Source organism: Citrobacter sp. C13, from assembly GCF_014596815.2.
Lineage (GTDB): Bacteria > Pseudomonadota > Gammaproteobacteria > Enterobacterales > Enterobacteriaceae > Citrobacter > Citrobacter portucalensis.
In genome coordinates, this window is record NZ_CP115024.1 from 1,695,329 (window position 1) to 1,719,054 (window position 23,726).

22 protein-coding genes are annotated in these 23,726 nt (G+C 52.3%); 13 read left to right on the forward strand and 9 right to left on the reverse strand.

Annotated elements, in window-relative coordinates; translation table 11 throughout:
- Positions 1 to 62 precede the first annotated feature (62 nt).
- Together mglA and mglC are read left to right on the forward strand one after the other, a co-directional pair.
- The gene (mglA, locus tag IB222_RS07940) at positions 63 to 1,583 is read left to right on the forward strand and encodes a galactose/methyl galactoside ABC transporter ATP-binding protein MglA (RefSeq protein WP_003027396.1); all 1,521 of its coding nucleotides are present in this window, start codon (positions 63 to 65) and stop codon (positions 1,581 to 1,583) included.
- 15 nt (positions 1,584 to 1,598) lie between these two features.
- Entirely contained in the window at positions 1,599 to 2,609 is a 1,011-nt protein-coding gene (gene mglC / locus IB222_RS07945; RefSeq protein ID WP_003027393.1) for a galactose/methyl galactoside ABC transporter permease MglC, read from the forward strand.
- Between the two features lie 51 nt (positions 2,610 to 2,660).
- Here mglC and IB222_RS07950 read toward each other — a convergent pair whose 3' ends face one another.
- The 6 genes from IB222_RS07950 to IB222_RS07975 all read right to left on the reverse strand — a co-directional run bounded on the left by IB222_RS07950 (position 2,661) and on the right by IB222_RS07975 (position 6,949).
- The gene (locus IB222_RS07950; RefSeq protein WP_003834502.1) at positions 2,661 to 2,900 is read right to left on the reverse strand and encodes a DUF2542 family protein; all 240 of its coding nucleotides are present in this window, start codon (positions 2,898 to 2,900) and stop codon (positions 2,661 to 2,663) included.
- A 2-nt stretch (positions 2,901 to 2,902) separates the two neighbouring features.
- A complete protein-coding gene (sanA, locus tag IB222_RS07955) occupies positions 2,903 to 3,622 on the reverse strand; it encodes an outer membrane permeability protein SanA (protein WP_003027383.1) in 720 nt (239 codons plus the stop codon).
- Between the two features lie 163 nt (positions 3,623 to 3,785).
- Positions 3,786 to 4,670 carry a cytidine deaminase gene (cdd, locus tag IB222_RS07960; protein ID WP_148361743.1) on the reverse strand — a complete coding sequence of 295 codons (885 nt, stop codon included), beginning with the start codon at positions 4,668 to 4,670 and terminating at the stop codon, positions 3,786 to 3,788.
- 148 nt (positions 4,671 to 4,818) lie between these two features.
- On the reverse strand, positions 4,819 to 5,514 hold the full coding sequence (locus IB222_RS07965; protein ID WP_003027380.1) for a CidB/LrgB family autolysis modulator: 696 nt from the start codon (positions 5,512 to 5,514) through the stop codon (positions 4,819 to 4,821).
- Entirely contained in the window at positions 5,511 to 5,909 is a 399-nt protein-coding gene (locus IB222_RS07970; RefSeq protein WP_016153711.1) for a CidA/LrgA family protein, read from the reverse strand. The genes IB222_RS07965 and IB222_RS07970 overlap by 4 nt, the downstream gene beginning before the upstream one ends.
- Before the next feature lie 131 nt (positions 5,910 to 6,040).
- Entirely contained in the window at positions 6,041 to 6,949 is a 909-nt protein-coding gene (locus IB222_RS07975) for a LysR substrate-binding domain-containing protein (protein ID WP_149385217.1), read from the reverse strand.
- Between the two features lie 126 nt (positions 6,950 to 7,075).
- Here IB222_RS07975 and IB222_RS07980 point away from each other — a divergent pair, with 126 nt between their 5' ends.
- The 6 genes from IB222_RS07980 (at position 7,076) to dusC (ending at position 13,067) form a co-directional block, all read left to right on the forward strand.
- The gene (locus IB222_RS07980; RefSeq protein ID WP_149385216.1) at positions 7,076 to 8,434 is read left to right on the forward strand and encodes an aromatic acid/H+ symport family MFS transporter; all 1,359 of its coding nucleotides are present in this window, start codon (positions 7,076 to 7,078) and stop codon (positions 8,432 to 8,434) included.
- Between the two features lie 11 nt (positions 8,435 to 8,445).
- The gene (gtdA, locus tag IB222_RS07985; protein WP_149385215.1) at positions 8,446 to 9,483 is read left to right on the forward strand and encodes a gentisate 1,2-dioxygenase; all 1,038 of its coding nucleotides are present in this window, start codon (positions 8,446 to 8,448) and stop codon (positions 9,481 to 9,483) included.
- A gap of 15 nt (positions 9,484 to 9,498) precedes the next feature.
- Complete coding sequence (locus IB222_RS07990; RefSeq protein ID WP_063940516.1) at positions 9,499 to 10,200, forward strand: fumarylacetoacetate hydrolase family protein; 702 nt, start codon at positions 9,499 to 9,501, stop codon at positions 10,198 to 10,200.
- Positions 10,201 to 10,208: 8 nt separating this feature from the next.
- Positions 10,209 to 10,853 carry a maleylacetoacetate isomerase gene (maiA, locus tag IB222_RS07995; RefSeq protein ID WP_003834489.1) on the forward strand — a complete coding sequence of 215 codons (645 nt, stop codon included), beginning with the start codon at positions 10,209 to 10,211 and terminating at the stop codon, positions 10,851 to 10,853.
- A 14-nt stretch (positions 10,854 to 10,867) separates the two neighbouring features.
- Positions 10,868 to 12,061, forward strand: a complete 1,194-nt coding sequence (locus tag IB222_RS08000; protein WP_126317688.1) for a 3-hydroxybenzoate 6-monooxygenase — start codon at positions 10,868 to 10,870, stop codon at positions 12,059 to 12,061.
- A gap of 61 nt (positions 12,062 to 12,122) precedes the next feature.
- Positions 12,123 to 13,067, forward strand: a complete 945-nt coding sequence (dusC, locus tag IB222_RS08005; RefSeq protein WP_149385214.1) for a tRNA dihydrouridine(16) synthase DusC — start codon at positions 12,123 to 12,125, stop codon at positions 13,065 to 13,067.
- A gap of 257 nt (positions 13,068 to 13,324) precedes the next feature.
- Here dusC and IB222_RS08010 read toward each other — a convergent pair whose 3' ends face one another.
- A complete protein-coding gene (locus IB222_RS08010; protein ID WP_149385213.1) occupies positions 13,325 to 14,059 on the reverse strand; it encodes a class I SAM-dependent methyltransferase in 735 nt (244 codons plus the stop codon).
- Between the two features lie 169 nt (positions 14,060 to 14,228).
- Between IB222_RS08010 and mdtQ the strand changes: the two genes are divergently transcribed.
- Positions 14,229 to 15,668, forward strand: a complete 1,440-nt coding sequence (mdtQ, locus tag IB222_RS08015) for a multidrug resistance outer membrane protein MdtQ (protein WP_057066537.1) — start codon at positions 14,229 to 14,231, stop codon at positions 15,666 to 15,668.
- 37 nt (positions 15,669 to 15,705) lie between these two features.
- Here mdtQ and IB222_RS08020 read toward each other — a convergent pair whose 3' ends face one another.
- Positions 15,706 to 16,275: a DedA family protein gene (locus IB222_RS08020; protein WP_149385212.1), complete on the reverse strand. Its 570-nt coding sequence runs from the start codon at positions 16,273 to 16,275 to the stop codon at positions 15,706 to 15,708.
- 241 nt (positions 16,276 to 16,516) lie between these two features.
- Here IB222_RS08020 and IB222_RS08025 point away from each other — a divergent pair, with 241 nt between their 5' ends.
- The gene (locus IB222_RS08025) at positions 16,517 to 17,104 is read left to right on the forward strand and encodes a Yip1 family protein (RefSeq protein WP_003840142.1); all 588 of its coding nucleotides are present in this window, start codon (positions 16,517 to 16,519) and stop codon (positions 17,102 to 17,104) included.
- Between the two features lie 180 nt (positions 17,105 to 17,284).
- Positions 17,285 to 18,232, forward strand: coding sequence for a D-alanyl-D-alanine endopeptidase (gene pbpG / locus IB222_RS08030; RefSeq protein WP_079937616.1), 948 nt, complete (start codon positions 17,285 to 17,287; stop codon positions 18,230 to 18,232).
- Positions 18,233 to 18,333: 101 nt separating this feature from the next.
- Here pbpG and dld read toward each other — a convergent pair whose 3' ends face one another.
- Positions 18,334 to 20,043 (reverse strand): D-lactate dehydrogenase, encoded by a 1,710-nt coding sequence (dld, locus tag IB222_RS08035; protein WP_149385211.1) that lies wholly within the window; start codon positions 20,041 to 20,043, stop codon positions 18,334 to 18,336.
- 232 nt (positions 20,044 to 20,275) lie between these two features.
- Between dld and bglX the strand changes: the two genes are divergently transcribed.
- Together bglX and IB222_RS08045 are read left to right on the forward strand one after the other, a co-directional pair.
- Positions 20,276 to 22,573: a beta-glucosidase BglX gene (bglX, locus tag IB222_RS08040; protein ID WP_075551243.1), complete on the forward strand. Its 2,298-nt coding sequence runs from the start codon at positions 20,276 to 20,278 to the stop codon at positions 22,571 to 22,573.
- Positions 22,574 to 22,805: 232 nt separating this feature from the next.
- The gene (locus tag IB222_RS08045) at positions 22,806 to 23,723 is read left to right on the forward strand and encodes an ABC transporter substrate-binding protein (RefSeq protein WP_008785251.1); all 918 of its coding nucleotides are present in this window, start codon (positions 22,806 to 22,808) and stop codon (positions 23,721 to 23,723) included.
- Positions 23,724 to 23,726: the final 3 nt, after the last annotated feature.

Below are 23,726 nucleotides of genomic sequence, written 5' to 3' on the forward strand. Positions count from 1 at the left end.
ATGTGGGCGCAATTTCATTGCGCCCTTAATAATGCACTCTGCAAGGCCAACAAGGTATAATTATGGTCAGCACACATACTCAGTCGTCAGGCGAATACTTGTTGGAAATGACCGGCATCAACAAGTCCTTCCCCGGCGTTAAGGCGCTTGATAATGTCAATTTAAAAGTTCGCCCGCATTCTATTCACGCCCTAATGGGAGAGAATGGAGCGGGGAAATCAACATTATTGAAATGTCTTTTCGGCATCTATCAAAAAGATTCCGGCAGTATTTTATTTCAGGGTAAAGAAATCGATTTTCATTCTGCTAAAGAAGCGCTTGAAAATGGTATTTCGATGGTACACCAGGAATTAAACCTGGTATTACAACGTTCTGTGATGGACAACATGTGGCTGGGACGCTATCCCACCAAAGGCATGTTTGTCGATCAGGAAAAAATGTACCGCGATACCAAAGCGATATTTGATGAACTGGATATTGATATCGATCCGCGTGCGCGCGTCGGTACATTATCCGTTTCACAAATGCAGATGATTGAAATTGCGAAAGCATTCTCCTATGACGCCAAAATCGTCATCATGGATGAACCAACTTCATCGTTAACTGAAAAAGAAGTTAACCATCTGTTCACCATCATCCGTAAGCTGAAAGAGCGTGGATGCGGTATTGTTTATATCTCTCACAAAATGGAAGAAATCTTCCAGCTGTGCGATGAAATTACCGTACTACGCGACGGTCAGTGGATTGCGACCCAGCCGCTGGAAGGGCTGGATATGGATAAGATCATCGCCATGATGGTCGGACGTTCACTGAACCAACGTTTTCCGGATAAAGAAAACAAACCTGGTGAAGTCATTCTGCAAGTGCGTAACCTGACCTCGCTGCGCCAGCCGTCGATTCGTGATATCTCGTTTGATTTGCACAAAGGGGAGATTCTTGGGATTGCAGGTCTGGTAGGCGCAAAACGCACGGATATCGTTGAAACGCTTTTTGGTATTCGTGAGAAATCATCAGGTACGATTACGCTACACGGCAAAAAAATTAATAACCACAGTGCAAATGAAGCCATCAACCATGGTTTTGCACTGGTCACGGAAGAGCGCCGCTCAACCGGTATTTATGCATATCTGGACATTGGTTTTAACTCGTTAATCTCCAATATCCAAAACTATAAAAACAAAGTTGGTCTGTTGGATAATTCCCGCATGAAGAGTGATACCCAGTGGGTAATTGACTCCATGAGGGTAAAAACACCGGGTCATCGTACGCAAATCGGTTCACTTTCTGGCGGTAATCAGCAAAAGGTGGTTATTGGTCGTTGGTTATTAACCCAGCCAGAAATTCTGATGCTGGATGAACCGACGCGTGGAATCGATGTTGGCGCGAAATTTGAAATTTATCAGTTGATTGCCGAACTCGCGAAAAAGGATAAGGGGATTATTATTATTTCCTCTGAAATGCCGGAGCTGCTGGGTATTACCGATCGTATTCTGGTGATGAGCAATGGTCTCGTTGCTGGAATTGTTGACACTAAAACAACAACGCAAAACGAAATCCTCCGTCTTGCGTCTTTGCACCTTTAAGATTAGGGGCTCCTCATGAGTGCGTTAAATAAGAAAAGTTTTCTTACTTACCTGAAAGAAGGCGGAATTTACGTTGTTCTTTTGGTTTTGCTGGCGATTATTATTTTCCAGGATCCCACTTTCTTAAGCTTACTGAACCTGAGTAATATTCTCACGCAATCCTCGGTGCGTATTATTATCGCATTGGGTGTGGCTGGACTGATTGTTACCCAAGGGACCGACCTGTCGGCGGGGCGTCAGGTTGGCCTGGCGGCAGTGGTGGCGGCAACTCTGTTGCAGTCGATGGAGAATGCCAACAAGGTATTCCCGGAAATGGCGACGATGCCAATCATTGTAGTGGTGCTGATTGTTTGCGTGATTGGCGCCATTATCGGTCTGGTGAACGGTATTATCATTGCTTATCTGAACGTAACACCGTTTATTACCACACTGGGTACGATGATTATCGTTTACGGGATCAACTCCCTGTACTACGACTTCGTCGGCGCATCGCCAATTTCTGGCTTTGACAGCGGATTCTCAACCTTTGCGCAGGGCTTTATTGCACTGGGCAGTTTCCGACTCTCCTACATCACTTTCTATGCGCTGATTGCGGTGGCTTTTGTGTGGGTGCTGTGGAACAAGACCCGCTTCGGTAAAAACATTTTCGCCATCGGCGGAAACCCGGAAGCTGCGAAAGTGTCCGGGGTAAACGTTGCGCTGAACCTGCTGATTATCTATGCGTTGTCTGGCGTGTTCTATGCCTTCGGCGGTTTGCTCGAAGCCGGGCGTATCGGCTCGGCGACCAACAACCTCGGCTTTATGTATGAGCTGGATGCGATTGCGGCGTGCGTGGTTGGCGGCGTGTCGTTCAGCGGCGGGGTAGGTACCGTGTTTGGCGTAGTAACCGGTGTGATCATCTTCACCGTCATCAACTACGGTTTGACCTACATCGGCGTGAACCCTTACTGGCAGTATATTATCAAGGGCGGCATTATTATCTTCGCGGTCGCGCTGGACTCACTGAAGTACGCGCGTAAGAAGTAATCTGGGAAGAGAAAAATAAAACCGGTGCAGAGGCGTTCTGCATCGGTTTTTTTATTTGATAAAGAGTAACCAGATACCAGTGAACAGTGCACCAATGGCCATACCGAAATAAACGATGATATAGCTCCAGTAAGTGCTGGGTTCTTTAGCGCGAGAAATGATCATTGGCGTCTGCGAACCTTTCACTGTTTTCTCGACGATACCGGAACGCAGTCCCTTCAGGCCTTCTCTGCACGTCCAGAGAACAATCATCAGTACGCCAATAACGATAAAGATCGTTTTTCCTTCCATGCTTATTTTCCTTGTTTCTTTTGTAATTCGAGTAATTGTTCAGGCGTGACCGCCGGATACCCCTGCGCATCGTCCGGTACCTGATGCATAGTAGGGATGGGCACCAGTGGGCCTAAAAAACGGGGCTCACGTTTGAAAATGTAGAGATCGGCGAGTGCGCCAAAACGGGCACCAAATTCACGTACCCGCACGGTGAGCATATCTTTTGGCGAAGGTACGGCGTAGCACTGGGCCTGAATACCCATATGCAGCGCAATAAACAAGGCGCGCTCACAGTGGAATCGTTGAGTAATAATGATGAAATCGTTGGTATCAAAGACCTTGCGGGTACGCACGATGGAGTCGAGTGTCCGGAACCCTGCGTAATCAAGCACGATGTCAGCGGGATCGACGCCTGCGGCAATCAGATCCTTACGCATCGTCATGGGTTCGTTGTAGCTTTGCTGGGCATTATCGCCGCTTAACAGCAGATAGTTTACCTTCCCGCTGTTATAGGCGTTCAATGCGCCCTGAATGCGGTAACGGTAATATTGGTTGATGACGCCGGTGCGGTAATACTTCGCCGTGCCCAGAACCACACCTACCTGGCGGTAGGGTAAATCCTGCAGTTCGTCGTAAATGTAGGGAGCCGTCTTCCAGCTCATCCAGCGATCGAGTCCAAGCACAGTCAAAAGCAGCAAGCCTAGCAGGACTAACAGGCTGTAAAACACGCGCTTTAACATGCAGAAAACTCGTTATTTGGATGGAATTTCAATCAGGCTACTGTACCGGAAGACGTAGCGCAAGAAACAGCAGTCTGATTGAGGGGATTTTAGGCATTGCGCATAGTGCCGGATAGCGGTGTAAACACCTTATCCGGCCTACGAACTGGCGTTATTGAGTCGATTAACCCAGAAGTACGCGCTCTATATTGTCGCAGCCTAGTGCTTTCAGCGTGGCGGAGGTTGCATCCCACTGAATCAATGGCGCGTCGGCTTTTTCAGCAAGTACAGCACGTTGGATATCTGGATAATCATAACCGTTGAGATTCAACAGGTTTAACGCGCCCTGCAGCGGTGGCAGGGTCGGGTTAAAGGCGGCATTTTCAGCATAGCTGCCGCTAAAAATACGACCATCTTTACACTCCAGCGCCACGCCGCTTGGGGATTTGCTGTACGGCATATGGCATCTGTTGGCAGCGGTGATTGCCGCCTGAGTCAACGTATCGCCCTGCAGCGCGAAGCCGTGATCCTGATCGTCCATCAGCAGCGTTTTAATCTCCAGATCCTTCGGGCCGAAGGCATCTGGCAGGTAATCGCGCAGCGCGTGTGGCGCACGTCCCGGCAGATGAATCCGTAAATCCAGTCCGCTGTTTAGTTCGTTCATAAACTGGCGACAGTGGCCGCACGGCGTGTAGTTGACGGTGATGGCAGCGAGTCCTTTTTCACCGCGCAGCCAGGCGTGGCTGATAGCGCTTTGCTCGGCATGAACGGTTTGCTGCATGGTCGCGCCCAGGAACTCCATGTTCCCACCGAAGTACCAGTTGCCGCTGATGCCGCGAGAAATTGCCCCAACGTTGAAGTTGGACAGCGGAGTACGCGCGCAGGCCGCAGCCAGCGGCAGCAGAGCGAATGCCAGCGCGTCTTCGTCCAGTCCCGATTCGCGTTTCAGCAAAGAGACCTGCTCAGCAGTCAGCATGGCGGGGAAATGTGCATCCGCCAGAACAGGGGCCAGGGCTGATTGCAAGTTATCCGCGAGTTGGGCAAAAGCAGTTTGAAAACGTGGATGCATGGCGATGCCTCATAACAATGTAATGGAATCGTAGTTTACGGGCCTGTTATGGCTTTATATGTGATCCAAATCTCATTGTGTATGCAACTTATGAAACTTAAATGAAAAATGTGCAACGCATCGCAAATAAATAGCTAAAAAATGAAGGTTAACCCACTACTGCCAGAATAATCGGGAACAGGAACGGGGCTACCAGCGAGGTAATAATGCCGCAAATGACCAGTGCCAGTGAGCTAAACGCACCTTCCTGATAGTCCAGTTCCGCACAGCGCGCGGTGCCCAGGGCGTGTGACGCGGTGCCCATTGCCAGCCCACGAGCGGCCTTGGTGCGAATACGCATGGCATTGAGTAACGTATGACCAAATACCGCCCCGAGAATGCCGACAAAGATGACGCATACGGCGCTGATAGCCGGAATGCCACCAATACTGCCTCCCACCGCCATAGCGATAGGCGTGGTGACCGATTTTGGCATGATAGACGCGGCAATTTGCGGCGATGCGCCCATCAACAAGGCGATTGTTGTACCTGTTACCATCGCCACAACGCTCCCGGCAAAACAGATAGCAATGATTGATTTCCAGCGGGCGCGAATCTGGTGCAGCTGTTCGTATAACGGATAGGCCAGCGCGACCACGGCAGGTTGCAGTAAATCGTTCAGTACTTCGCTACCTTTGAAATAGTGATCGTAGGGAATACCGGTCAGCAGCAGAATGGGAATTATCACCACCATGGCAACCAGCAGCGGGTTCAATAGCGGCATTTTAAATCGTGCAGCCAGCTTACGTGCGCCAAAAAATACCGCCAGCGTAAGAGGTAACGACCACCAGATATACGACATCATTCTTTAGACCCTTTTTGCCCAACGATTTTGCGTTCACCGTGCACAATGTGCGAGCTCCAGCTCACCACCAGGAAAACGACCAGCGTACTGATGGTACAAGACACCACCACCGGACCAAATTGTGCGCGGAGCAGGTCAAAGTACTGCATGATCCCCACGCCAATCGGGACAAACAGCAGGGCCATATAACGAATCAGCACGTAGCAGCCAGGGTTAACCCATTTTGCCGGTAACACCTGCAAAGCCAGTAAAACAAACAGAATCAGCATGCCGATAATGCTGCCCGGAATGGTGATAGGAAGTAGCGACGCAAGAAAAATACCTGCATAGAGGCAGGCATAAATCAGGACGAACGCGCGCAAATATTGCCAGATAATGTTCAGTGCTTTGCTCATAGTTGAAACCCTTGACGAGACTGATTCATCATACAATTAAACTTAAAAACGTGCTACCGATCACATCATGAATTCTAAGCATAGAAGAAATAGATATCTGGAACATCGGGCGGTGGCCCTAACTCTCCGCGCTAAACTTGTGCCAGATAATACAAAAAACGATTCAGGGCAGTAGTCGGCGTTTCGTTGTTGCGCCAGAATACGCCGACGCTGCCTTTTTGTTCAATCTTCGGCAGATTCAGGATAGCCAGCTGTCCCTGGGCAGCATACCGTTGTGCCAGGCGTAGAGAGAGAATAGAGATCATGTCGCTACTTTGCAGCAGATTGGTGCTGACGTTGATCGATGCTGATTCAATGATGTTTTCCGGCAACATGACACCGTTATCAACCAGCGCGTTATCAATGCTTATCCGGATAGGGGTTCCTGTCGGCCAGACAATCCAGCGCCAGTTCGCCAGATCGTGCCAGGTGAGCAGGGGATATTTTGCCAGGGGATGGTCGGGACGGGCGACGAAACACACCGGTTCGGTATACAGCACCTGATAATTGAGCGGCAACTGAAGCGCCCGGCCACCGACGCGACCGACGACGACATCCACAGAACCCGCTAGCAGATCGTGCAGCAGCGGGGTCATCACTTTCTCTTCAATATTAAGATGCAGGGTTGGTAACTCTTTAAGCAACCCCAGTATTGCCTGAGAAACACAGTCGGTCGCTACCGGCGAGCAGCCAATCTTCAGACTCCCTACAAGGCCGCCTTGCTTAAAACGGGCGATCTCATACTGCGAACGTTCCATATCATTGATCAGGCGTTGGGCATGTTGCAGTAGCAGTTTGCCGCCTTCGGAAGGACGCAAGCCTTTGCTATGACGTTCAAAGAGCGTGATGCCAATATCATCTTCGAGTTGTGATAACCATTTCGACAACGCGGGCTGGGTGATATTCATCATCCGGGCAACGTGAGTCAGATTTCCCTGTTCGCCCAGCGCGATAAGTGTTTGCAGGTGGTGCAACTTAAGTTTCTGCGCCCAGTTTGCCATTTGCTATAACCTCCAGGTTATGCCTCTGCATGAAAAGCCATTGTACATTTCATCTCCAAACATACAAAGTCGCAACATACCTAAAACAAAACAGACATCTACTCTACCTGCACTGAGGCATTCACTATGACTCAACAACGTGATCTACAAGCGCTGATCGATTCCGCCCCCGTCGGTAAGACCCAGTGGCGCGTTATCATCTGCTGTTTTCTGGTTGTCATGCTCGACGGATTTGATACCGCGGCGATTGGTTTTATCGCACCCGACATTCGCACTCACTGGCAGCTGACTGCCGGCGATCTGGCCCCGCTGTTTGGCGCAGGCCTGCTGGGACTGACCGCTGGCGCGCTGCTCTGTGGCCCGCTGTCCGACCGTTTTGGCCGCAAAAGAGTGATAGAACTCTGCGTGGCATTGTTCGGTGCGCTAAGTCTGATCTCGGCTTTTTCACCCGATCTACAAACGCTGGTTATTTTGCGCTTCCTGACCGGTTTAGGTCTGGGCGGCGCAATGCCAAATACCATCACCATGACGTCTGAATACCTGCCAGCGCGTCGGCGTGGGGCACTGGTCACCATGATGTTCTGCGGATTCACCCTGGGATCGGCAATGGGCGGCATCGTCAGCGCGCAGCTGGTGCCGGTGATTGGCTGGCACGGCATCCTGGTGCTGGGAGGCGTTCTACCGCTGATGCTGTTTGTGGCCCTGCTGTTTGCGCTACCGGAATCCCCACGCTGGCAGGTTCGTCGTCAGCTGCCGCAAAACGTGATTGCCAGAACCGTTAGCGCCATCACCCGGGAACGTTATGACAATACCCATTTTTATCTCAACGGGGGCGCCGCAATTGCTAAAGGCAGCATTCGCCAGCTGTTCGTCGGGCGACAGCTGCCCATTACCCTGATGCTATGGGTAGTGTTCTTTATGAGCTTGCTGATTATTTATCTGCTCTCCAGCTGGATGCCAACGCTGTTAAACCACCGTGGAATTGATCTGCAGCATGCCTCCTGGGTGACCGCTGCCTTCCAGATTGGCGGTACGCTTGGCGCGCTGGCGCTGGGCGTGCTGATGGATAAATACAATCCTTTCCGCGTGCTGGCCGTGAGCTATGCGCTGGGCGCGGTATGCATCGTCATGATTGGTCTGAGTGAGAACGGCCTGTGGCTGATGGCGCTGGCCATTTTTGGCACCGGCATTGGTATCAGCGGTTCTCAGGTTGGTCTTAATGCGTTAACCGCCACGCTTTATCCGACACAAAGCCGGGCGACGGGCGTCAGCTGGTCTAATGCGGTGGGACGCTGCGGCGCGATTGTCGGCTCGCTTTCCGGCGGCGTGATGATGGCGATGAATTTCTCATTCGATAACCTGTTTTTCATTATTGCCGTCCCGGCGGCCATCAGCGCGGTGATGCTTACGCTGCTGACGGTTGTTATCCGCCAGTCGGCCTCTGCCTCGAATACTCTGCCTCGCGCAGGTGTTGTGAATGAATAAGGAGAATCCCTATGTCTGAACTGAATCAGGATGTTAAGAACAGCCGTCAGCAGTTTTACCAGCATATTTCCGGGCAGAATCTGACCCCGCTGTGGGAGTCGCTGCATCGTCTGGTGCCGCCAACTCCGAACGCACATTGCGCGCCAGCGTACTGGAACTATCAGGAGATCCGTCCACTACTGTTAGAAAGTGGCAATCTGATTGGCGCGAAAGAGGCGATTCGTCGCGTGCTGGTGCTGGAAAACCCAATGCTGCGCGGACAGTCTTCAATCACCCCAACGTTGTACGCGGGATTGCAGTTAATTATGCCGGGCGAGGTTGCGCCGAGTCACCGCCACAACCAGTCTGCGCTGCGCTTTATTGTCGAAGGGAAAGGGGCATTTACCGCCGTGGATGGCGAGCGCACCCAGATGCAAGAAGGCGATTTTATTCTGACGCCGCAGTGGCGCTGGCACGATCACGGCAACCCGGGCAGTGAACCGGTGGTGTGGCTGGACGGTCTGGACCTGCCGTTGGTGAACCTGCTGGGCTGTGGCTTTGCGGAAGACTACCCGGAAGATCAGCAGCCGGTCACGCGCAAGGAAGGGGATTATTTACCGCGCTACGCGGCCAATATGCTGCCGCTGCGTCATCAGAAAGGTAACTCATCGCCGATTTTTAACTATCGCTACGATCGCAGCCGTGAGGCACTGCATGACCTGACCCGCATGGGAGACGCCGATGAGTGGGACGGTTACAAGATGCGTTACGTCAACCCGGTAACCGGCGGTTATCCCATGCCTTCGATGGGAACCTTCCTGCAACTGTTGCCGCAGGGCTTTTCCTCACGAATGGCGCGTACCACTGACAGCACTATCTACCACGTGGTGGAAGGAAGTGGGCAGGTCACCATCGGCAACGAGACCTTCAACTTTTCGCCAAAAGATATCTTTGTGGTGCCGACCTGGCACGGCGTGTCGTTCAAGACCCGCGAAGATACCGTCTTATTCAGTTTTTCGGACCGACCGGTTCAGGAAGCGCTGGGGCTGTTCCGCGAAGCACGTTATTAATTTGGGAGAGAGAAAATGACGCAATACGTATTTGAACCACAAGCGCCTGTTACCGTTCCGGTTGTTGGCTGTGATGAACAATTTCCTGTGCGCCGAGTTTACTGTGTGGGCCGTAACTATGCCGCTCATGCCCGTGAAATGGGCTTTGATCCGGATCGCGAACCGCCGTTCTTTTTCTGTAAACCTGCCGATGCGGTAGTCCCGGTGGCGGCTGGTCAGACCCTCGAACTGCCGTACCCATCGCAAACCGATAACTATCACTATGAGATAGAGCTGGTGGTGGCGATTGGCAAAAAGGGCAGTGATATTCCGCTGGAAAAAGCGCACGAATATATCTGGGGCTATGCCACCGGTCTGGATATGACTCGCCGTGATCGGCAGATGGAGATGCGCCAGATGGGGCGTCCGTGGGAAATTGGCAAAGCGTTTGATCTCTCCGCGCCCATCGCGCCGCTGCATAAAGCCAGCGAAAGTGTGGATGTTAACCATGCGCCAATCTGGTTGCAGGTCAACGGCGACGATCATCAGCGTAGCGATATTCGCCACCTCATTTGGTCTGTGAATGAAACCATCAGCTATCTGTCTGGCTTCTTCGAACTGCAGCCGGGCGATCTGATCTACACCGGTACCCCTGAAGGCGTGGGGGCGGTAGTGAAAGGGGATGTGATCACCGGAAACGTAGACGGTTTAACCCCCATCGCCGTGAAGATTGTCTGAGGTGGATGATGAAGCTGTACAGTTTCTTTAATAGCTCGGCGTCATATCGGGTGCGCATTGCGCTGGCGCTGAAGGGGCTGGATTACCAGACGGTGGGCGTCAACATTCGCATTGGTCAGCAGAACGAACTGGCCTACCGACGGATGAACCCGGTGGGACTGGTGCCGACGCTGGTGACCGATGACGGAGAATCACTTGGGCAGTCGCTGGCAATAATTGACTGGCTGGATGGCCACTTTCCGCAAACGCCGCTGCTGCCTGCCGACTTCCCGGTGCGCAGTAAGGTGCTGGAAATTGTCTATGCCATCGCCTGTGATATCCACCCGGTGAATAACATGCGGGTACTGCGCTACCTGAGCGAAGAGTTAAAGGTCAGTGAAGAAGATAAAAAACGCTGGTATGCACACTGGATCCAGCAAGGGTTAAGCGCGGTGGAACAGATGCTGCGCCAGAGTCATTCGGGTAAGTTCTGCGTGGGTGATGCGCCGACGCTGGCGGATTGCTGTCTGATCCCACAGTGGGCGAACGCGTTACGTATGGGCTGCGATCTGAGCGGATATCCGCGCTGTAAGGCGGTATATGATGCCTGTACTCAGCTTCCGGCGTTTATCGCCGCCGCGCCCGAGAATCAACAAGATAAAATTCCAGCCTGATAAGGAGAACGACAATGGCTAAAGTGACACGCGCAATTATCGTGGGTGGCGGGATTGGCGGCGCGGCAACCGCGCTATCGCTGGCCCGTCAGGGCATTAAAGTGATGTTGCTGGAGAAAGCGCACGAGATTGGTGAAATTGGCGCGGGTATTCAGCTCGGGCCGAATGCATTCTCTGCTCTGGACAGCCTTGGCGTGGGGGAAGTCGCCCGTCAGCGTGCTGTTTTTACCGATCATATCACGATGATGGATGCGGTAAACGCAAAAGAGGTTGTGCGCATTGAAACCGGGCAGGCGTTCCGCGATCACTTTGGCGGTCCTTATGCGGTTATCCATCGGGTTGATATTCACGCCAGCGTTTGGGAAGCGGCGCTGGTGCATCCTAACGTTGAGTATCGCACTTCAACTAACGTGGTTGATATTCGCCAGACAGAGAATGACGTGACGGTATTTGATGAGCACGGCAACAGCTGGACGGCGGATATTTTGGTGGGCTGTGACGGTGTAAAATCGGTCGTTCGTCAGTCTCTGATTGGCGATGCGCCACGGGTTACCGGACACGTGGTCTATCGCGCCGTGATTGATTGTGATGATATGCCGGAAGATTTACGCATTAACGCACCGGTGCTGTGGGCCGGACCACACTGTCACCTGGTGCACTATCCGCTGCGCGGAGGTAAGCAGTATAACCTGGTGGTGACCTTCCACAGTCGTCAGCAGGAAGAGTGGGGCGTGAAGGATGGCAGCAAAGAGGAAGTGCTCTCCTATTTTGCGGGTATCCATCCGCGCCCGCGCCAGATGCTGGATAAACCGACATCATGGCGGCGCTGGTCCACCGCCGACCGCGAGCCGGTAGAAAAATGGGGATCCGACCGCATCACGCTGGTGGGAGACGCCGCGCACCCGGTGGCGCAATATATGGCGCAGGGTGCCTGTATGGCGTTGGAAGACGCGGTAACGCTCGGTAAAGCGCTACAGCAGTGTGATGGCGATGCGGCTGATGCCTTTGCGCTGTATGAGTCGGTGCGTATTCCGCGTACCGCACGCATCGTCTGGTCAACGCGTGAAATGGGCCGTGTCTACCATGCTGCAGGCGTCGAGCGGCAGGTGCGTAATCTGCTGTGGAAAGACAAATCGCAGGCGGAGTTTTATCGCGGTATGGAATGGCTGTACGGTTGGAAAGAAGATAACTGCCTGTTGCCGCGCTGAGCCTCTTTAATCTCCCGAACGGAGGCGCTACCATAGCGCCTCTTTTTTTGCGGGTGACGATATGCGTGTTTTACTGGCGCCGATGGAAGGCGTGCTCGACTCACTGGTGCGCGAGCTGCTGACTGAAGTGAATGATTACGATCTGTGCATCACCGAGTTTGTGCGCGTGGTGGATCAGCTCCTGCCGGCAAAAGTATTTCATCGACTCTGCCCGGAACTGCATAATAACAGCCGGACGCCATCCGGCACGTTGGTTCGCATTCAGCTGTTAGGACAGTATCCGCAGTGGCTGGCGGAGAATGCCGCACGCGCGGTAGAACTGGGCTCGTACGGTGTCGATCTGAACTGCGGCTGTCCGTCGAAGCTGGTGAACGGTAGCGGCGGTGGCGCAACGTTATTGAAAGATCCTGAGCTTATCTACCGGGGCGCAAAAGCTATGCGTGAGGCGGTCCCGGCTCATCTTCCGGTGACGGTGAAAGTTCGTCTGGGCTGGGACAACAGCGACCGGCAGTTTGAAATTGCCGATGCCGTCCAGCAGGCCGGTGCCAGCGAACTGGCGGTGCATGGCCGAACCAAAGAGCAGGGCTACAAGGCCGAACATATTAACTGGCAGGCGATTGGCGAGATCCGCCAGCGGCTGACCATTCCGGTTATTGCGAATGGCGAAATCTGGGGCTGGCAGAGCGCCCAGGATTGTATGGCCATCAGCGGATGCGATGCGGTGATGATCGGACGTGGCGCATTAAATATTCCGAACCTGAGCCGCGTGGTGAAATACAACGAGCCGCGTATGCCGTGGCCTGAAGTCGTGACGCTGTTGCAAAAATATACCCGCCTTGAAAAGCAGGGGGACACCGGGCTGTATCATGTAGCGCGGATTAAGCAGTGGTTAGGGTATTTGCGCAAAGAATATTCAGAGGCAACAGAACTGTTTCAGGAAATTCGTGCGTTAAATAATTCGCCGGATATCGCACGAGCGATTCAGGCTATCGAGATTACTGCCTGATCTCAGCTCCAGTAGGCCGGATAAGGCGTTTACGCCGCCATCCGGCATCAGAGAGAATAATAGCCTGAGATTTCTGCTATCAGGCCTGGGCGAAATGACGACATCAGAAAATCATCTTAAACACGCCTGTTACCACCAATAGCCCAATCAGAAAAATAATCAGAATTACCCACAGCAGAATTTTCATTAACTTTCCTTTTTTTGGTAAGTTCAGATTGAGTATAGGAAAGTATCAATCATTCTGCCTGGGGGCGTTGTTATGCTGGTTTACGTGCGCTGAGCAGAAACACCATCGGCCGCTCTTTTTCTTCATCTAAAGCCGGGTTTTCAGCAATCTGTTGCCCGGAAGGTCCCCATTCATCGAGACAAACGATCTCGAATCCGGCGGCAATCAGCGCATTAATCCAGGTCGCCAGCTTACGGTGCTGTTTTTTGACGCCTTCAGCAAACCAGTTACTGATGCGCTCACCTTCCTGCTGATAATGATTAACCGGCCAGGACAGCTGCCCGGTTTTATCTTTTATCCAGCCCTGATTAAGCGGTGCGGTATAAATTGGATGCTCGGCAGAGAAAACTAACATACCGCCTGGTGTTAATGAGTGGTAAATGGTTACGAATAATCGTTCTATATCGTGCAAATAGTGCAGGGCAAGCGAGCTATAAATCAGGTCAAAAGAATTTGGGGACAGGGTTAGCGTTTCGAGATCTTCACGCTGATAAACGATGCCATTACCCTGCGTCATACTGTGTGCCTGGGTTAACATTTTTTGTGAAATATCCAGTCCCATTACGCTGGCTGCCTGATTATCGCGCGCGTAGCGGCAAAACCAACCATATCCACAGCCCAAATCAAGAATGTTTTTGCCTTGAAGAGAGGGGAGCATCGCTTGTATTGTCGGCCATTCTGGCGCACCGTCGAGTCCCTTTACTGAACGATCCAGCGTGGCATATCCGGCAAAGAACTCAGGATCGTCATAGATATTCTGTGACATAACATCTCCATCCATTAATTATTAAAATTATTTAATCTATATTATTCACGAGGTGTATATTTTTCTGATTATATATTTTTATTGCCAAAGATGTATTGCCACGCGTAACTAAAAAAGCAACAGCGACAAGTCGTAATCTCTGCACATCTTTTCTTACCTGTATATCTCCATGAATCGTAATTCTGTGTTTGTCACGACGGCATTGTTGCCACTTTTTGTTCTGATGTCTGGCTGCGCGCCGATGCATGATGACCGCCAGTCTCTGTCACAGCAGACGCCTGCCGCAAATGTCGATACCACATTGCCTGCCGCGTTAAAAAATGGCTGGCCGGACAGCCAGTGGTGGAAGGCATATCACGACCCCCAGCTTAATGCGTTGATTGACAGCACGTTGCGAAATTCTCCTGATATGCAGGTCGCGGAACAGCGCATTCAACTGGCGGAGGCGCAGGCTAAGGCCGTGGAAGCGCAGGATGGCCCGGAGATCGACTTCTCCGCAGACGTTGAGCGTCAGAAAATGTCAGCCGAAGGGCTGATGGGACCTTTCGCCATAACCGATCCCGCAGCAGGAACCACGGGGCCGTGGTACACCAACGGTACCTTTGGTTTAACTGCAGGCTGGAATCTGGATCTGTGGGGTAAGAATCGGGCCGAAGTGACTGCGCGCATTGGAGCCGTTAAGGCGCGTGAGGCTGAGCGCGAGCAAACCCGACAGCTGCTGGCGAGCGGTGTCTCCCGTCTTTACTGGGAATGGCAGACGCAGGCCGCGCTGAAAACCGTGTTGACGCAAATCGAAAGCGAGCAGCAAAATGTGATAACCGTCGATCGTCAGCTATATCAAAACGGCCTCACTTCTTCGGTGGAAGGTGTTGAAACCGATATCGATTCCAGCAAAACAGAGCAGCAGCTGAACGATGTCAGCGGTAAAATGAAGGTGATTGAGGCGCGCCTAAGCGCGTTGAGCAACTCGCAGTCCGTTGCCCTGAAGCTCCATTCGACCAAACTGCCCGTGGTTGAAAGTCAGCTCCCATCCCAATTGGGCTACTCGCTTCTGGCCCGTCGACCAGATTTGCAGGCGGCACACTGGTACATTGAGTCATCGCTGAGCAGCATTGATGCGGCGAAAGCGGCGTTTTATCCCGATGTGAATCTGATGGCATTTTTACAACAGGATGCGTTACATCTGAGTGACCTGTTCCGCCATTCCGCGCAGCAAATGGGCGTAACCGCCGGGTTGACGCTGCCAATCTTTGACAGTGGCAGGCTGAATGCGAATCTCGATATAACGAAAGCGCAAAGTAATCTGACGGTGGCGAATTACAACAAAGCTGTGGTGGATGCGGTGAATGACGTGGCACGTGCGGCATCGCAGGTAGAAACACTGGCGCAGAAAAATCAGCATCAGCAGCAGATTGAACATGACGCTCAGCGCGTAGTGGGGCTGGCACAGGCGCGCTTTAATGCGGGTATTATTGCGGGCTCCAGGGTCAGCGAGGCAAAGATCCCGGCATTACGTGAGCAGTGCAACGGTCTGCTTTTACAAGGACAGTGGCTGGATGCCTCAATCCAGTTGACCAGCGCGCTGGGTGGCGGTTATCACGCATCCTGATTGTTCGGCCCGCCGGTGTTCCGCTGTCGGGCCATCTTCATTGCGCTTTACGCGTGCTTCGACGTTTCATCCACCAGCGGACGCCCGCGACTATCCCGATAACCAGCACCAGCCAGATGCCATGCTTGATATGCTGGTCGAGGCTGTGCAGCCACGGCGCGATCACTTCGCCACCGACGTAGCCGAGGGTGGTAAATAGCAATGCCCAGACAAACGCGCCAAGAATATTCAGCGGTAAAAAGATCTTCGGCGGCAGGTGACTGGCGCCAATCAGTAAGGGACCAATAACGCGAAAGCCGTACATAAAGCGCGTACCGACCACAAACAGGTAAGGACGTCGCTGGATCATCTTCTGTGCGTAATCAATTTTTGCCTGGTGGCGCGAGAAACGACGCAAAATTTTGCCGCCAAAACGGCGTCCGAGTAAATAAAGCAACTGATCGCCAATCATCCCGCCCAGCGCGACCGAGAGTACCACCAGAGGAAATTTCAGAACGCCCTGATGCACCGCAACGCCGCCTAACAGGGTAATGGTTTCGCCTTCCGCCAGACTGCCGATGATTAACGCAGCATAGCCGTATTGCGCAACATAATGATTTATATCCATACGATTGTATGACCTCCACTGCTAATAGCATACACCCTAAGATTATTTGATGCCGGAAAAGCCGCGTAGTCGCGCTTAACGTCGTTCAGCTCTCCAATGCCTGATGGCGCTTCGCTTATCAGGCCTACGGCTTACACACTTTTTACCCGGCGTTTCGGTATTTTTCCTGTGTACATAAAATAATCAAAAGCTGAATTATACTTGAAGTGTTGAGGTCCGGAGCTGACAAGAAGGGGGCGGTATGAACCATGTCTGGGGGCTGTTTTCCCATCCCGATCGTGAAATGCACGTGATCAACAGCGAAAACGAAAGCGTTTCGCATCACTATACCCACCATGTACTGCTGATGGCGGCAATCCCGGTTGTTTGCGCGTTTATCGGCACAACGCAAATCGGCTGGAATTTTGGCGATGGCAATATCCTGAAGTTATCTCTGTTGACCGGATTTGCGATGGCGATTCTGTTTTACGGGGTGATGCTGGCAGGCGTCGCCGTCATGGGCCGGGTTATCTGGTGGATGGCGCGAAATTATCCGCAGCGTCCGTCGCTGGCGCATTGTATGGTGTTTGCCGGATATGTCGCGACGCCGCTATTTTTAAGCGGACTGGTCGCACTTTATCCGCTGGTCTGGCTGTGCGCATTGGTGGGAACCATCGCGCTGTTCTACACCGGCTATTTGCTTTATCTCGGCATACCGACATTCCTGAATATCACTCGTGAGGAAGGGTTAAGTTTTTCCAGTTCAACGCTGGCGATCGGGGTGCTGGTCCTGGAAGTTTTGCTGGCTATTACGGTAATCCTGTGGGGTTACGGCTATCGGTTATTCTGACGGATAAACCTGTCAGCGCTGCGTTGTTGACGTAAAAGTCAGCAACGCAGCATTTCGAGACGATTCTCCTGTGGCGGCAAACCTGCCGGATCGCTATGATGCCTGAGCTAGCTTGAGATAATACTTAGTCTCAGGCGGTGTGCGTTGTGACGTGCGTGAATCATTATCAGAAATCTCATCATGCTGAAATTCCGAGTTTCATTATTAAGCCTTGCCCTGGTGCTGGCCGTTCCTTTTGCACCCCAAGCCGTGGCTAAAACGGCAACTACCGCAGCGGCTTCTCAACCTGAGATAGCGTCCGGTAGCGCGATGATTGTTGATCTGAATACCAACAAAGTTATCTATTCGAACCACCCGGACCTTGTGCGTCCGATTGCGTCGATTACCAAATTAATGACGGCGATGGTGGTGCTTGATGCGCGGCTGCCGCTGAATGAAAAGCTGAAAGTTGATATCAGTCAGACGCCGGAAATGAAAGGCATCTACTCCCGTGTGCGACTGAACAGTGAAATTAGCCGTAAAGACATGCTGCTGCTGGCGCTGATGTCATCAGAAAACCGCGCGGCGGCGAGCCTGGCGCATCATTATCCGGGCGGGTATAACGCGTTTATTAAAGCCATGAATGCCAAAGCGAAAGCGCTCGGCATGACTCAGACACGCTTTGTGGAACCGACTGGCTTATCGATTCATAACGTCTCGACCGCCCGTGATTTAACCAAGCTGCTGATCGCCAGCAAGCAGTATCCGCTGATTGGCCAGTTAAGCACCACGCGTGAAGATATGGCGACCTTTGCCAACCCGGCTTATACGCTGCCATTCCGTAACACCAACCATCTGGTGTATCGCGATAACTGGAATATTCAGTTGACCAAAACCGGATTTACCAATGCGGCAGGCCACTGCCTGGTGATGCGCACCGTGATCAATAACAAACCGGTGGCGCTGGTAGTGATGGATGCGTTCGGTAAATATACCCACTTTGCCGATGCCAGCCGTTTACGCACCTGGATCGAAACGGGCAAGGTGATGCCGGTTCCGGCGGCGGCGTTGAGCTATAAAAAGCAAAAAGCGGCGCAGATGGCTGCGGCGGGTTCAGCGACGAGCGAGCAAACTGCACAAAACGATTAAATAAGACACCTTATCCGGCATGCACATAGCTAATGTAGCGGTAGGCCGGGCAAGCGAAGCGCCCCCGGCAACATGCCCGGTGGCGCTTATCTTTTTCTGGTTTACGACTCTTTCCAGAACTTTTGCTTACTCGTTTTACCAATCCCCGGATTCATACTGTTGGTGGGGTCATTCTCGCGGTAAAAACGGGTTAATGTTTCCGGTGCTTTATACAGATGTCCGACGTTATGCTCTGCCGGATACTGTGCTCCGCGCTCGTGCAGAAGCTCCAGCATCTGCTCTTTCAGCGCATGCGCATCCACGCCTTTTTTCACGATGTAATCCTGATGGAAGACGTAGCACATAAAGTGGCCGTAATAGAGTTTGTGCACCAGTTGGCTGTCGATCTCTGCAGGCAGATGCTCGTACCATTCGGTATCGTTCCGACGCAGTGCGATATCCAGCGCCAGAATATCTTCCACTTCATCGGCATGCACGGCCTGATAACGAATCGCCGCGCCAGCCGCCGCAAAGCGATGCAAAAACGCCTTGCTGCCTTCTTCTGGCGTACAGGCAAAGAAGTCGCCTTCAGCAGTTTTGAAATATTCGCTGAGCCAGTTTTGCGCTTCAGCCACGCCGCCACCGGCCATTTTTAGCAGCAGGTGATGTTCGTACTTATCGCGCCAGCTTTTCATGCGTGCCGGTAAGTGGCTGGGGAACAAATGGCCAAATTTCTGCATTGCCCGGTCGGTAAAGTGAGGACGGAAAATTTTCACTTTTTCCAGCATCGCATCGGTGCGACCTTTCAGGGTGAAGAAGAACGGCATTTTGTCGGTGCCGAGCTTGTCGATCATCAGAAATGTATCTTTGCCGTATTGCTCAGCGATGTCATAAATATCGCGGTGCATATATTCACCGGCGACCGGCAGGTGCTCAAATTTTGCCAGAATATGACGGCGGATCTCCGTCAGCACCTCTGGTTGGTTGGTACCGATGTAAAAGACCTGCTGGTTTTTTTCGGCTTCGAAGGTGTCCAGACGCACCGCAAAAACCGCGAGCTTGCCTGCACAACCGGATGATTCAAACAACCGATCCGGGTCGGCGTTATAGCGAGCTGGCGTGTCCGCCTCAATATCTCTGACGCGGGTAACGTAGTCGTGATCGTGTGCATGACGGCCATCGTGGCGCACATCGTCATCTTTAATCCGCTCGTCATCAAGTTTGCTCAGGATCTGTTCCGGGGTCTGGCCCAGTTCGATACCCAGATGGTTAACCAGCTGCAATTTGCCCTGTTCGTCAATACGCGCAAACAGCGACATCTCTGTGTATGCCGGACCGCGCTGAACCAGCGAGCCGCCGGAGTTGTTACAAATACCGCCAATCACCGAAGCGCCGATACAGGAAGATCCGATCACCGAATGCGGCTCACGGCCAAACGGTTTGAGCGCTTTTTCCAGCGAATAAAGCGTGGTGCCTGGATAGGCCAGCACCTGTTCGCCTTTGCCGATGACGTGCAGCTTATCAAGACGCAGGGTGCTGATAATGACAATCTCGCGGTCGTAATCATTACCGCTCGGCGTAGATCCTTCGGTCAGGCCAGTATTGGCGGCCTGCATCAGGATAATTTTATCTGCGGCGACGCAAGCGTTCAGGACGCGCCACAGTTCTAAAAGCGAGCCTGGGAATACCACGGCGAGCGCATCGCCCTGACCGGAGCGGAATCCCTTGCGATAGCGGGCGGTTTTAGCAGGGTCTGTGAGCAGGTGTGAATGACCTACCAGACGGGTCAGTTCATTCAGAAAAGCTTTATTATCTGTTGTAATGGAAGACATTCTCCACTCCTTGTGGTGGGACTCAATATCAGGAACAAGCATAGCGCTTTGTATGACAATACGCTTTCTCATTCACATTGTCTCTGGTTCGTCTTCTACTGATTCGCGCTGGTTTTGAAAATTAGGAGAATAACCTTAGCTTTCTTTATCGCTCCCGTTTAGTCTTACGGCAAACTGCGGTTTTTGTTATATTTTCGCTGCCTCGTCGGGAAAAAATAAAGAGAGAATCAACATGAAATGGCTATGTTCTGTAGGTGTCGCGGTGAGTCTGGCGTTGCAACCAGCGCTGGCGGACACGCTGTTTGGTAACCATCCGCTGACGCCAGAAGCGCGGGATGCATTCGTTACCGATTTACTTAAACAGATGACCGTGGATGAGAAAATTGGGCAACTCCGTTTGATAAGCGTCGGGCCAGATAACCCGAAAGAAGCCATCCGCGAGATGATCAAAGACGGGCAGGTTGGGGCAATTTTTAACACCGTCACGCGCCAGGATATCCGCAAAATGCAGGATCAGGTGATGGAACTCAGCCGCCTGAAAATTCCTCTCTTTTTTGCCTACGACGTATTGCACGGCCAACGTACCGTGTTCCCGATAAGCCTCGGTCTGGCATCCTCTTTTAATCTCGATGCGGTCAGAACCGTTGGTCGTATTTCCGCGTATGAAGCTGCTGATGATGGTCTGAATATGACCTGGGCGCCAATGGTCGATGTCTCTCGCGATCCACGCTGGGGCCGTGCCTCGGAAGGCTTTGGTGAAGACACGTATTTAACGGCTACGATGGGTAAAACCATGGTGGAAGCGATGCAGGGGAAAAGCCCGGCGGATCGCTATTCGGTGATGACTAGCGTCAAGCACTTCGCCGCCTATGGCGCGGTTGAAGGTGGCAAGGAATATAACACCGTCGATATGAGCCCACAGCGTCTGTTCAACGACTATATGCCGCCGTATAAAGCCGGGCTGGACGCCGGTAGCGGTGCGGTGATGGTGGGTCTTAATTCGCTGAACGGTACACCAGCAACCTCAGATGCATGGCTGCTAAAAGACGTGCTGCGAGATGAATGGGGCTTTAAGGGGATTACCGTTTCCGATCACGGCGCGATTAAGGAACTGATTAAGCACGGTACCGCCTCTGATCCTGAAGATGCGGTGCGTGTGGCGATCAAGTCCGGCATCAACATGAGTATGAGTGATGAGTATTACAGCAAATATCTGCCGGGCTTGATTAAATCCGGCAAAGTGACGATGGCGGAGCTGGACGACGCCGCGCGTCATGTGCTGAACGTGAAATATGATATGGGGTTGTTTAACGATCCGTACAGCCATCTGGGGGCCAAAGAATCTGACCCACAGGACACCAACGCAGAAAGCCGTTTGCATCGCAAAGAGGCGCGTGAAGTGGCGCGCGAAAGCCTGGTGTTGCTGAAAAACCGTCTGGAAACGTTGCCGCTGAAAAAATCCGCCACCGTGGCGGTTGTCGGACCGCTGGCCGACAGCAAGCGTGATGTAATGGGCAGTTGGTCCGCCGCCGGTGTTGCCGATCAGTCGGTAACGGTGCTGACGGGGATTAAAAATGCCGTCGGCGAACAGGGCAAAGTGCTGTACGCCAAAGGGGCGAATATCACCAACGACAAAGGCATTGTCGATTTCCTCAACCTGTATGAAGAAGCGGTAAAGGTTGACCCGCGTTCGCCGCAGGCGATGATCGATGAAGCCGTTAACGCCGCGAAGCAATCTGATGTGGTTGTCGCGGTAGTCGGTGAAGCGCAGGGCATGGCGCATGAAGCCTCCAGCCGCACCGATATCACCATTCCGCAAAGTCAGCGTGACCTGATTGCTGCGCTGAAAGCCACGGGTAAACCTCTGGTTCTGGTGTTGATGAACGGTCGTCCGCTGGCGCTGGTGAAGGAAGATCAACAAGCCGATGCGATCCTCGAAACCTGGTTTGCCGGGACGGAAGGCGGTAACGCCATCGCCGATGTGCTGTTTGGTGATTACAATCCGTCAGGCAAGCTGCCGATGTCTTTCCCGCGCTCTGTTGGACAGATCCCGGTCTATTACAGCCATCTCAATACCGGCCGTCCGTATAACGCCGATAAGCCGAACAAGTACACGTCGCGCTACTTTGATGAAGCCAATGGTCCGTTGTATCCCTTTGGTTATGGCCTGAGCTACACCACGTTTACGGTTTCTGATGTGAAGCTCTCTTCTCCGACGATGAAGCGTGACGGAACCGTGACGGCCAGCGTGCAGGTGACCAACACCGGCAAACGCGAAGGTGCAACGGTGATTCAGATGTATTTACAGGATGTGACCGCCTCCATGAGTCGTCCGGTAAAACAGCTGAAAGGTTTTGAAAAAGTGAATCTTAAGCCTGGTGAAACCCAGACCGTCAGCTTCCCGATTGATATTGAAGCGCTCAAATTCTGGAACCAGCAGATGAAATACGATGCAGAACCTGGCAAATTTAACGTTTTCATCGGCGTGGATTCCGCCAGAGTGAAGCAGGGCGAATTTGAACTGCTGTAATAGATGAATAAAGTCATGCAGCATGCCTGATGGCTCTACGCTTATCAGGCTGACAAAGTCGTATAATCCGGCAAATTCACATTGGGTTTGCCGGATTTTTTTTATTTTATTATCGCCTTACCGCTAATAACTCTCAGCGTTACCACCCAATTGCCAGGTTAAGGCTTGATTTTTCGACTATGCTTTTTCCTCAAGTCTCTGAAAAGGGCCGTAAAAGGATGAGGAGTACAGCATGATAATCTCAAAAGTATCGGTGGGTTCGCTGGTGCTGTTAGCCGCGATAAGCCTACCCTTACAGGCCGCGTCACCCGTCACGGTTGGTTCAAAAATAGATACCGAAGGGGCGCTGCTCGGCAACATTATTTTGCAGGTGCTCGAAAGCCATGGCGTGAAAACTGTCAATAAAGTACAGCTGGGCACCACCCCAGTAGTACGTGGGGCAATCACCTCCGGTGAGCTGGATATTTATCCGGAATATACCGGTAATGGCGCATTCTTTTTTAAAGATGAAAATGATCCGGCGTGGAAAAATGCGCAGGCCGGTTTCGAGAAAGTGAAAAAGCTGGATGCAGAGCAAAATAAGCTGGTCTGGCTAACGCCTGCTCCTGCCAACAATACCTGGACCATTGCGGTACGCCAGGATGTCGCGCAAAAGAACAAGCTTGAGTCCCTTGCTGATTTAGGCCGCTACCTGAAAGACGGGGGAACGTTCAAACTTGCTGCCTCTGCTGAATTTATCGAACGGGCTGACGCGTTGCCTGCGTTTGAAAAAGCCTATGATTTCAAACTGAATCAAAATCAGCTGTTGTCGCTAGCTGGGGGAGATACCGCGGTGACGATTAAAGCAGCGGCGCAGCAGACTTCTGGCGTCAATGCGGCGATGGCTTATGGCACAGATGGCCCGGTTGCGGCGCTCGGTCTGCAAACTTTAAGCGATCCAAAAGGTGTCCAGCCCATTTATGCGCCAGCACCCGTCGTACGTGAATCGGTGCTGAAAGACTACCCGCAAATGGGAGAATGGCTACAACCGGTTTTTGCCAGCCTGGATGAAAAAACGTTGCAGCAGCTGAATGCCAGTATTGCCGTGGAGGGGCTGGATGCGAAAAAAGTTGCAGCAGACTACCTGAAGCAAAAAGGATGGGTGAAGTAACGG

Coding starts and splice junctions, on each gene's coding strand:
- mglA (WP_003027396.1), top strand. CDS start 63: ATGGTCAGCACACATACTCAGTCGTCAGGCGAATACTTGTTGGAAATG.
- mglC (WP_003027393.1), top strand. CDS start 1,599: ATGAGTGCGTTAAATAAGAAAAGTTTTCTTACTTACCTGAAAGAAGGC.
- IB222_RS07950 (WP_003834502.1), bottom strand. CDS start 2,900: ATGGAAGGAAAAACGATCTTTATCGTTATTGGCGTACTGATGATTGTT.
- sanA (WP_003027383.1), bottom strand. CDS start 3,622: ATGTTAAAGCGCGTGTTTTACAGCCTGTTAGTCCTGCTAGGCTTGCTG.
- cdd (WP_148361743.1), bottom strand. CDS start 4,670: ATGCATCCACGTTTTCAAACTGCTTTTGCCCAACTCGCGGATAACTTG.
- IB222_RS07965 (WP_003027380.1), bottom strand. CDS start 5,514: ATGATGTCGTATATCTGGTGGTCGTTACCTCTTACGCTGGCGGTATTT.
- IB222_RS07970 (WP_016153711.1), bottom strand. CDS start 5,909: ATGAGCAAAGCACTGAACATTATCTGGCAATATTTGCGCGCGTTCGTC.
- IB222_RS07975 (WP_149385217.1), bottom strand. CDS start 6,949: ATGGCAAACTGGGCGCAGAAACTTAAGTTGCACCACCTGCAAACACTT.
- IB222_RS07980 (WP_149385216.1), top strand. CDS start 7,076: ATGACTCAACAACGTGATCTACAAGCGCTGATCGATTCCGCCCCCGTC.
- gtdA (WP_149385215.1), top strand. CDS start 8,446: ATGTCTGAACTGAATCAGGATGTTAAGAACAGCCGTCAGCAGTTTTAC.
- IB222_RS07990 (WP_063940516.1), top strand. CDS start 9,499: ATGACGCAATACGTATTTGAACCACAAGCGCCTGTTACCGTTCCGGTT.
- maiA (WP_003834489.1), top strand. CDS start 10,209: ATGAAGCTGTACAGTTTCTTTAATAGCTCGGCGTCATATCGGGTGCGC.
- IB222_RS08000 (WP_126317688.1), top strand. CDS start 10,868: ATGGCTAAAGTGACACGCGCAATTATCGTGGGTGGCGGGATTGGCGGC.
- dusC (WP_149385214.1), top strand. CDS start 12,123: ATGCGTGTTTTACTGGCGCCGATGGAAGGCGTGCTCGACTCACTGGTG.
- IB222_RS08010 (WP_149385213.1), bottom strand. CDS start 14,059: ATGTCACAGAATATCTATGACGATCCTGAGTTCTTTGCCGGATATGCC.
- mdtQ (WP_057066537.1), top strand. CDS start 14,229: ATGAATCGTAATTCTGTGTTTGTCACGACGGCATTGTTGCCACTTTTT.
- IB222_RS08020 (WP_149385212.1), bottom strand. CDS start 16,275: ATGGATATAAATCATTATGTTGCGCAATACGGCTATGCTGCGTTAATC.
- IB222_RS08025 (WP_003840142.1), top strand. CDS start 16,517: ATGAACCATGTCTGGGGGCTGTTTTCCCATCCCGATCGTGAAATGCAC.
- pbpG (WP_079937616.1), top strand. CDS start 17,285: ATGCTGAAATTCCGAGTTTCATTATTAAGCCTTGCCCTGGTGCTGGCC.
- dld (WP_149385211.1), bottom strand. CDS start 20,043: ATGTCTTCCATTACAACAGATAATAAAGCTTTTCTGAATGAACTGACC.
- bglX (WP_075551243.1), top strand. CDS start 20,276: ATGAAATGGCTATGTTCTGTAGGTGTCGCGGTGAGTCTGGCGTTGCAA.
- IB222_RS08045 (WP_008785251.1), top strand. CDS start 22,806: ATGATAATCTCAAAAGTATCGGTGGGTTCGCTGGTGCTGTTAGCCGCG.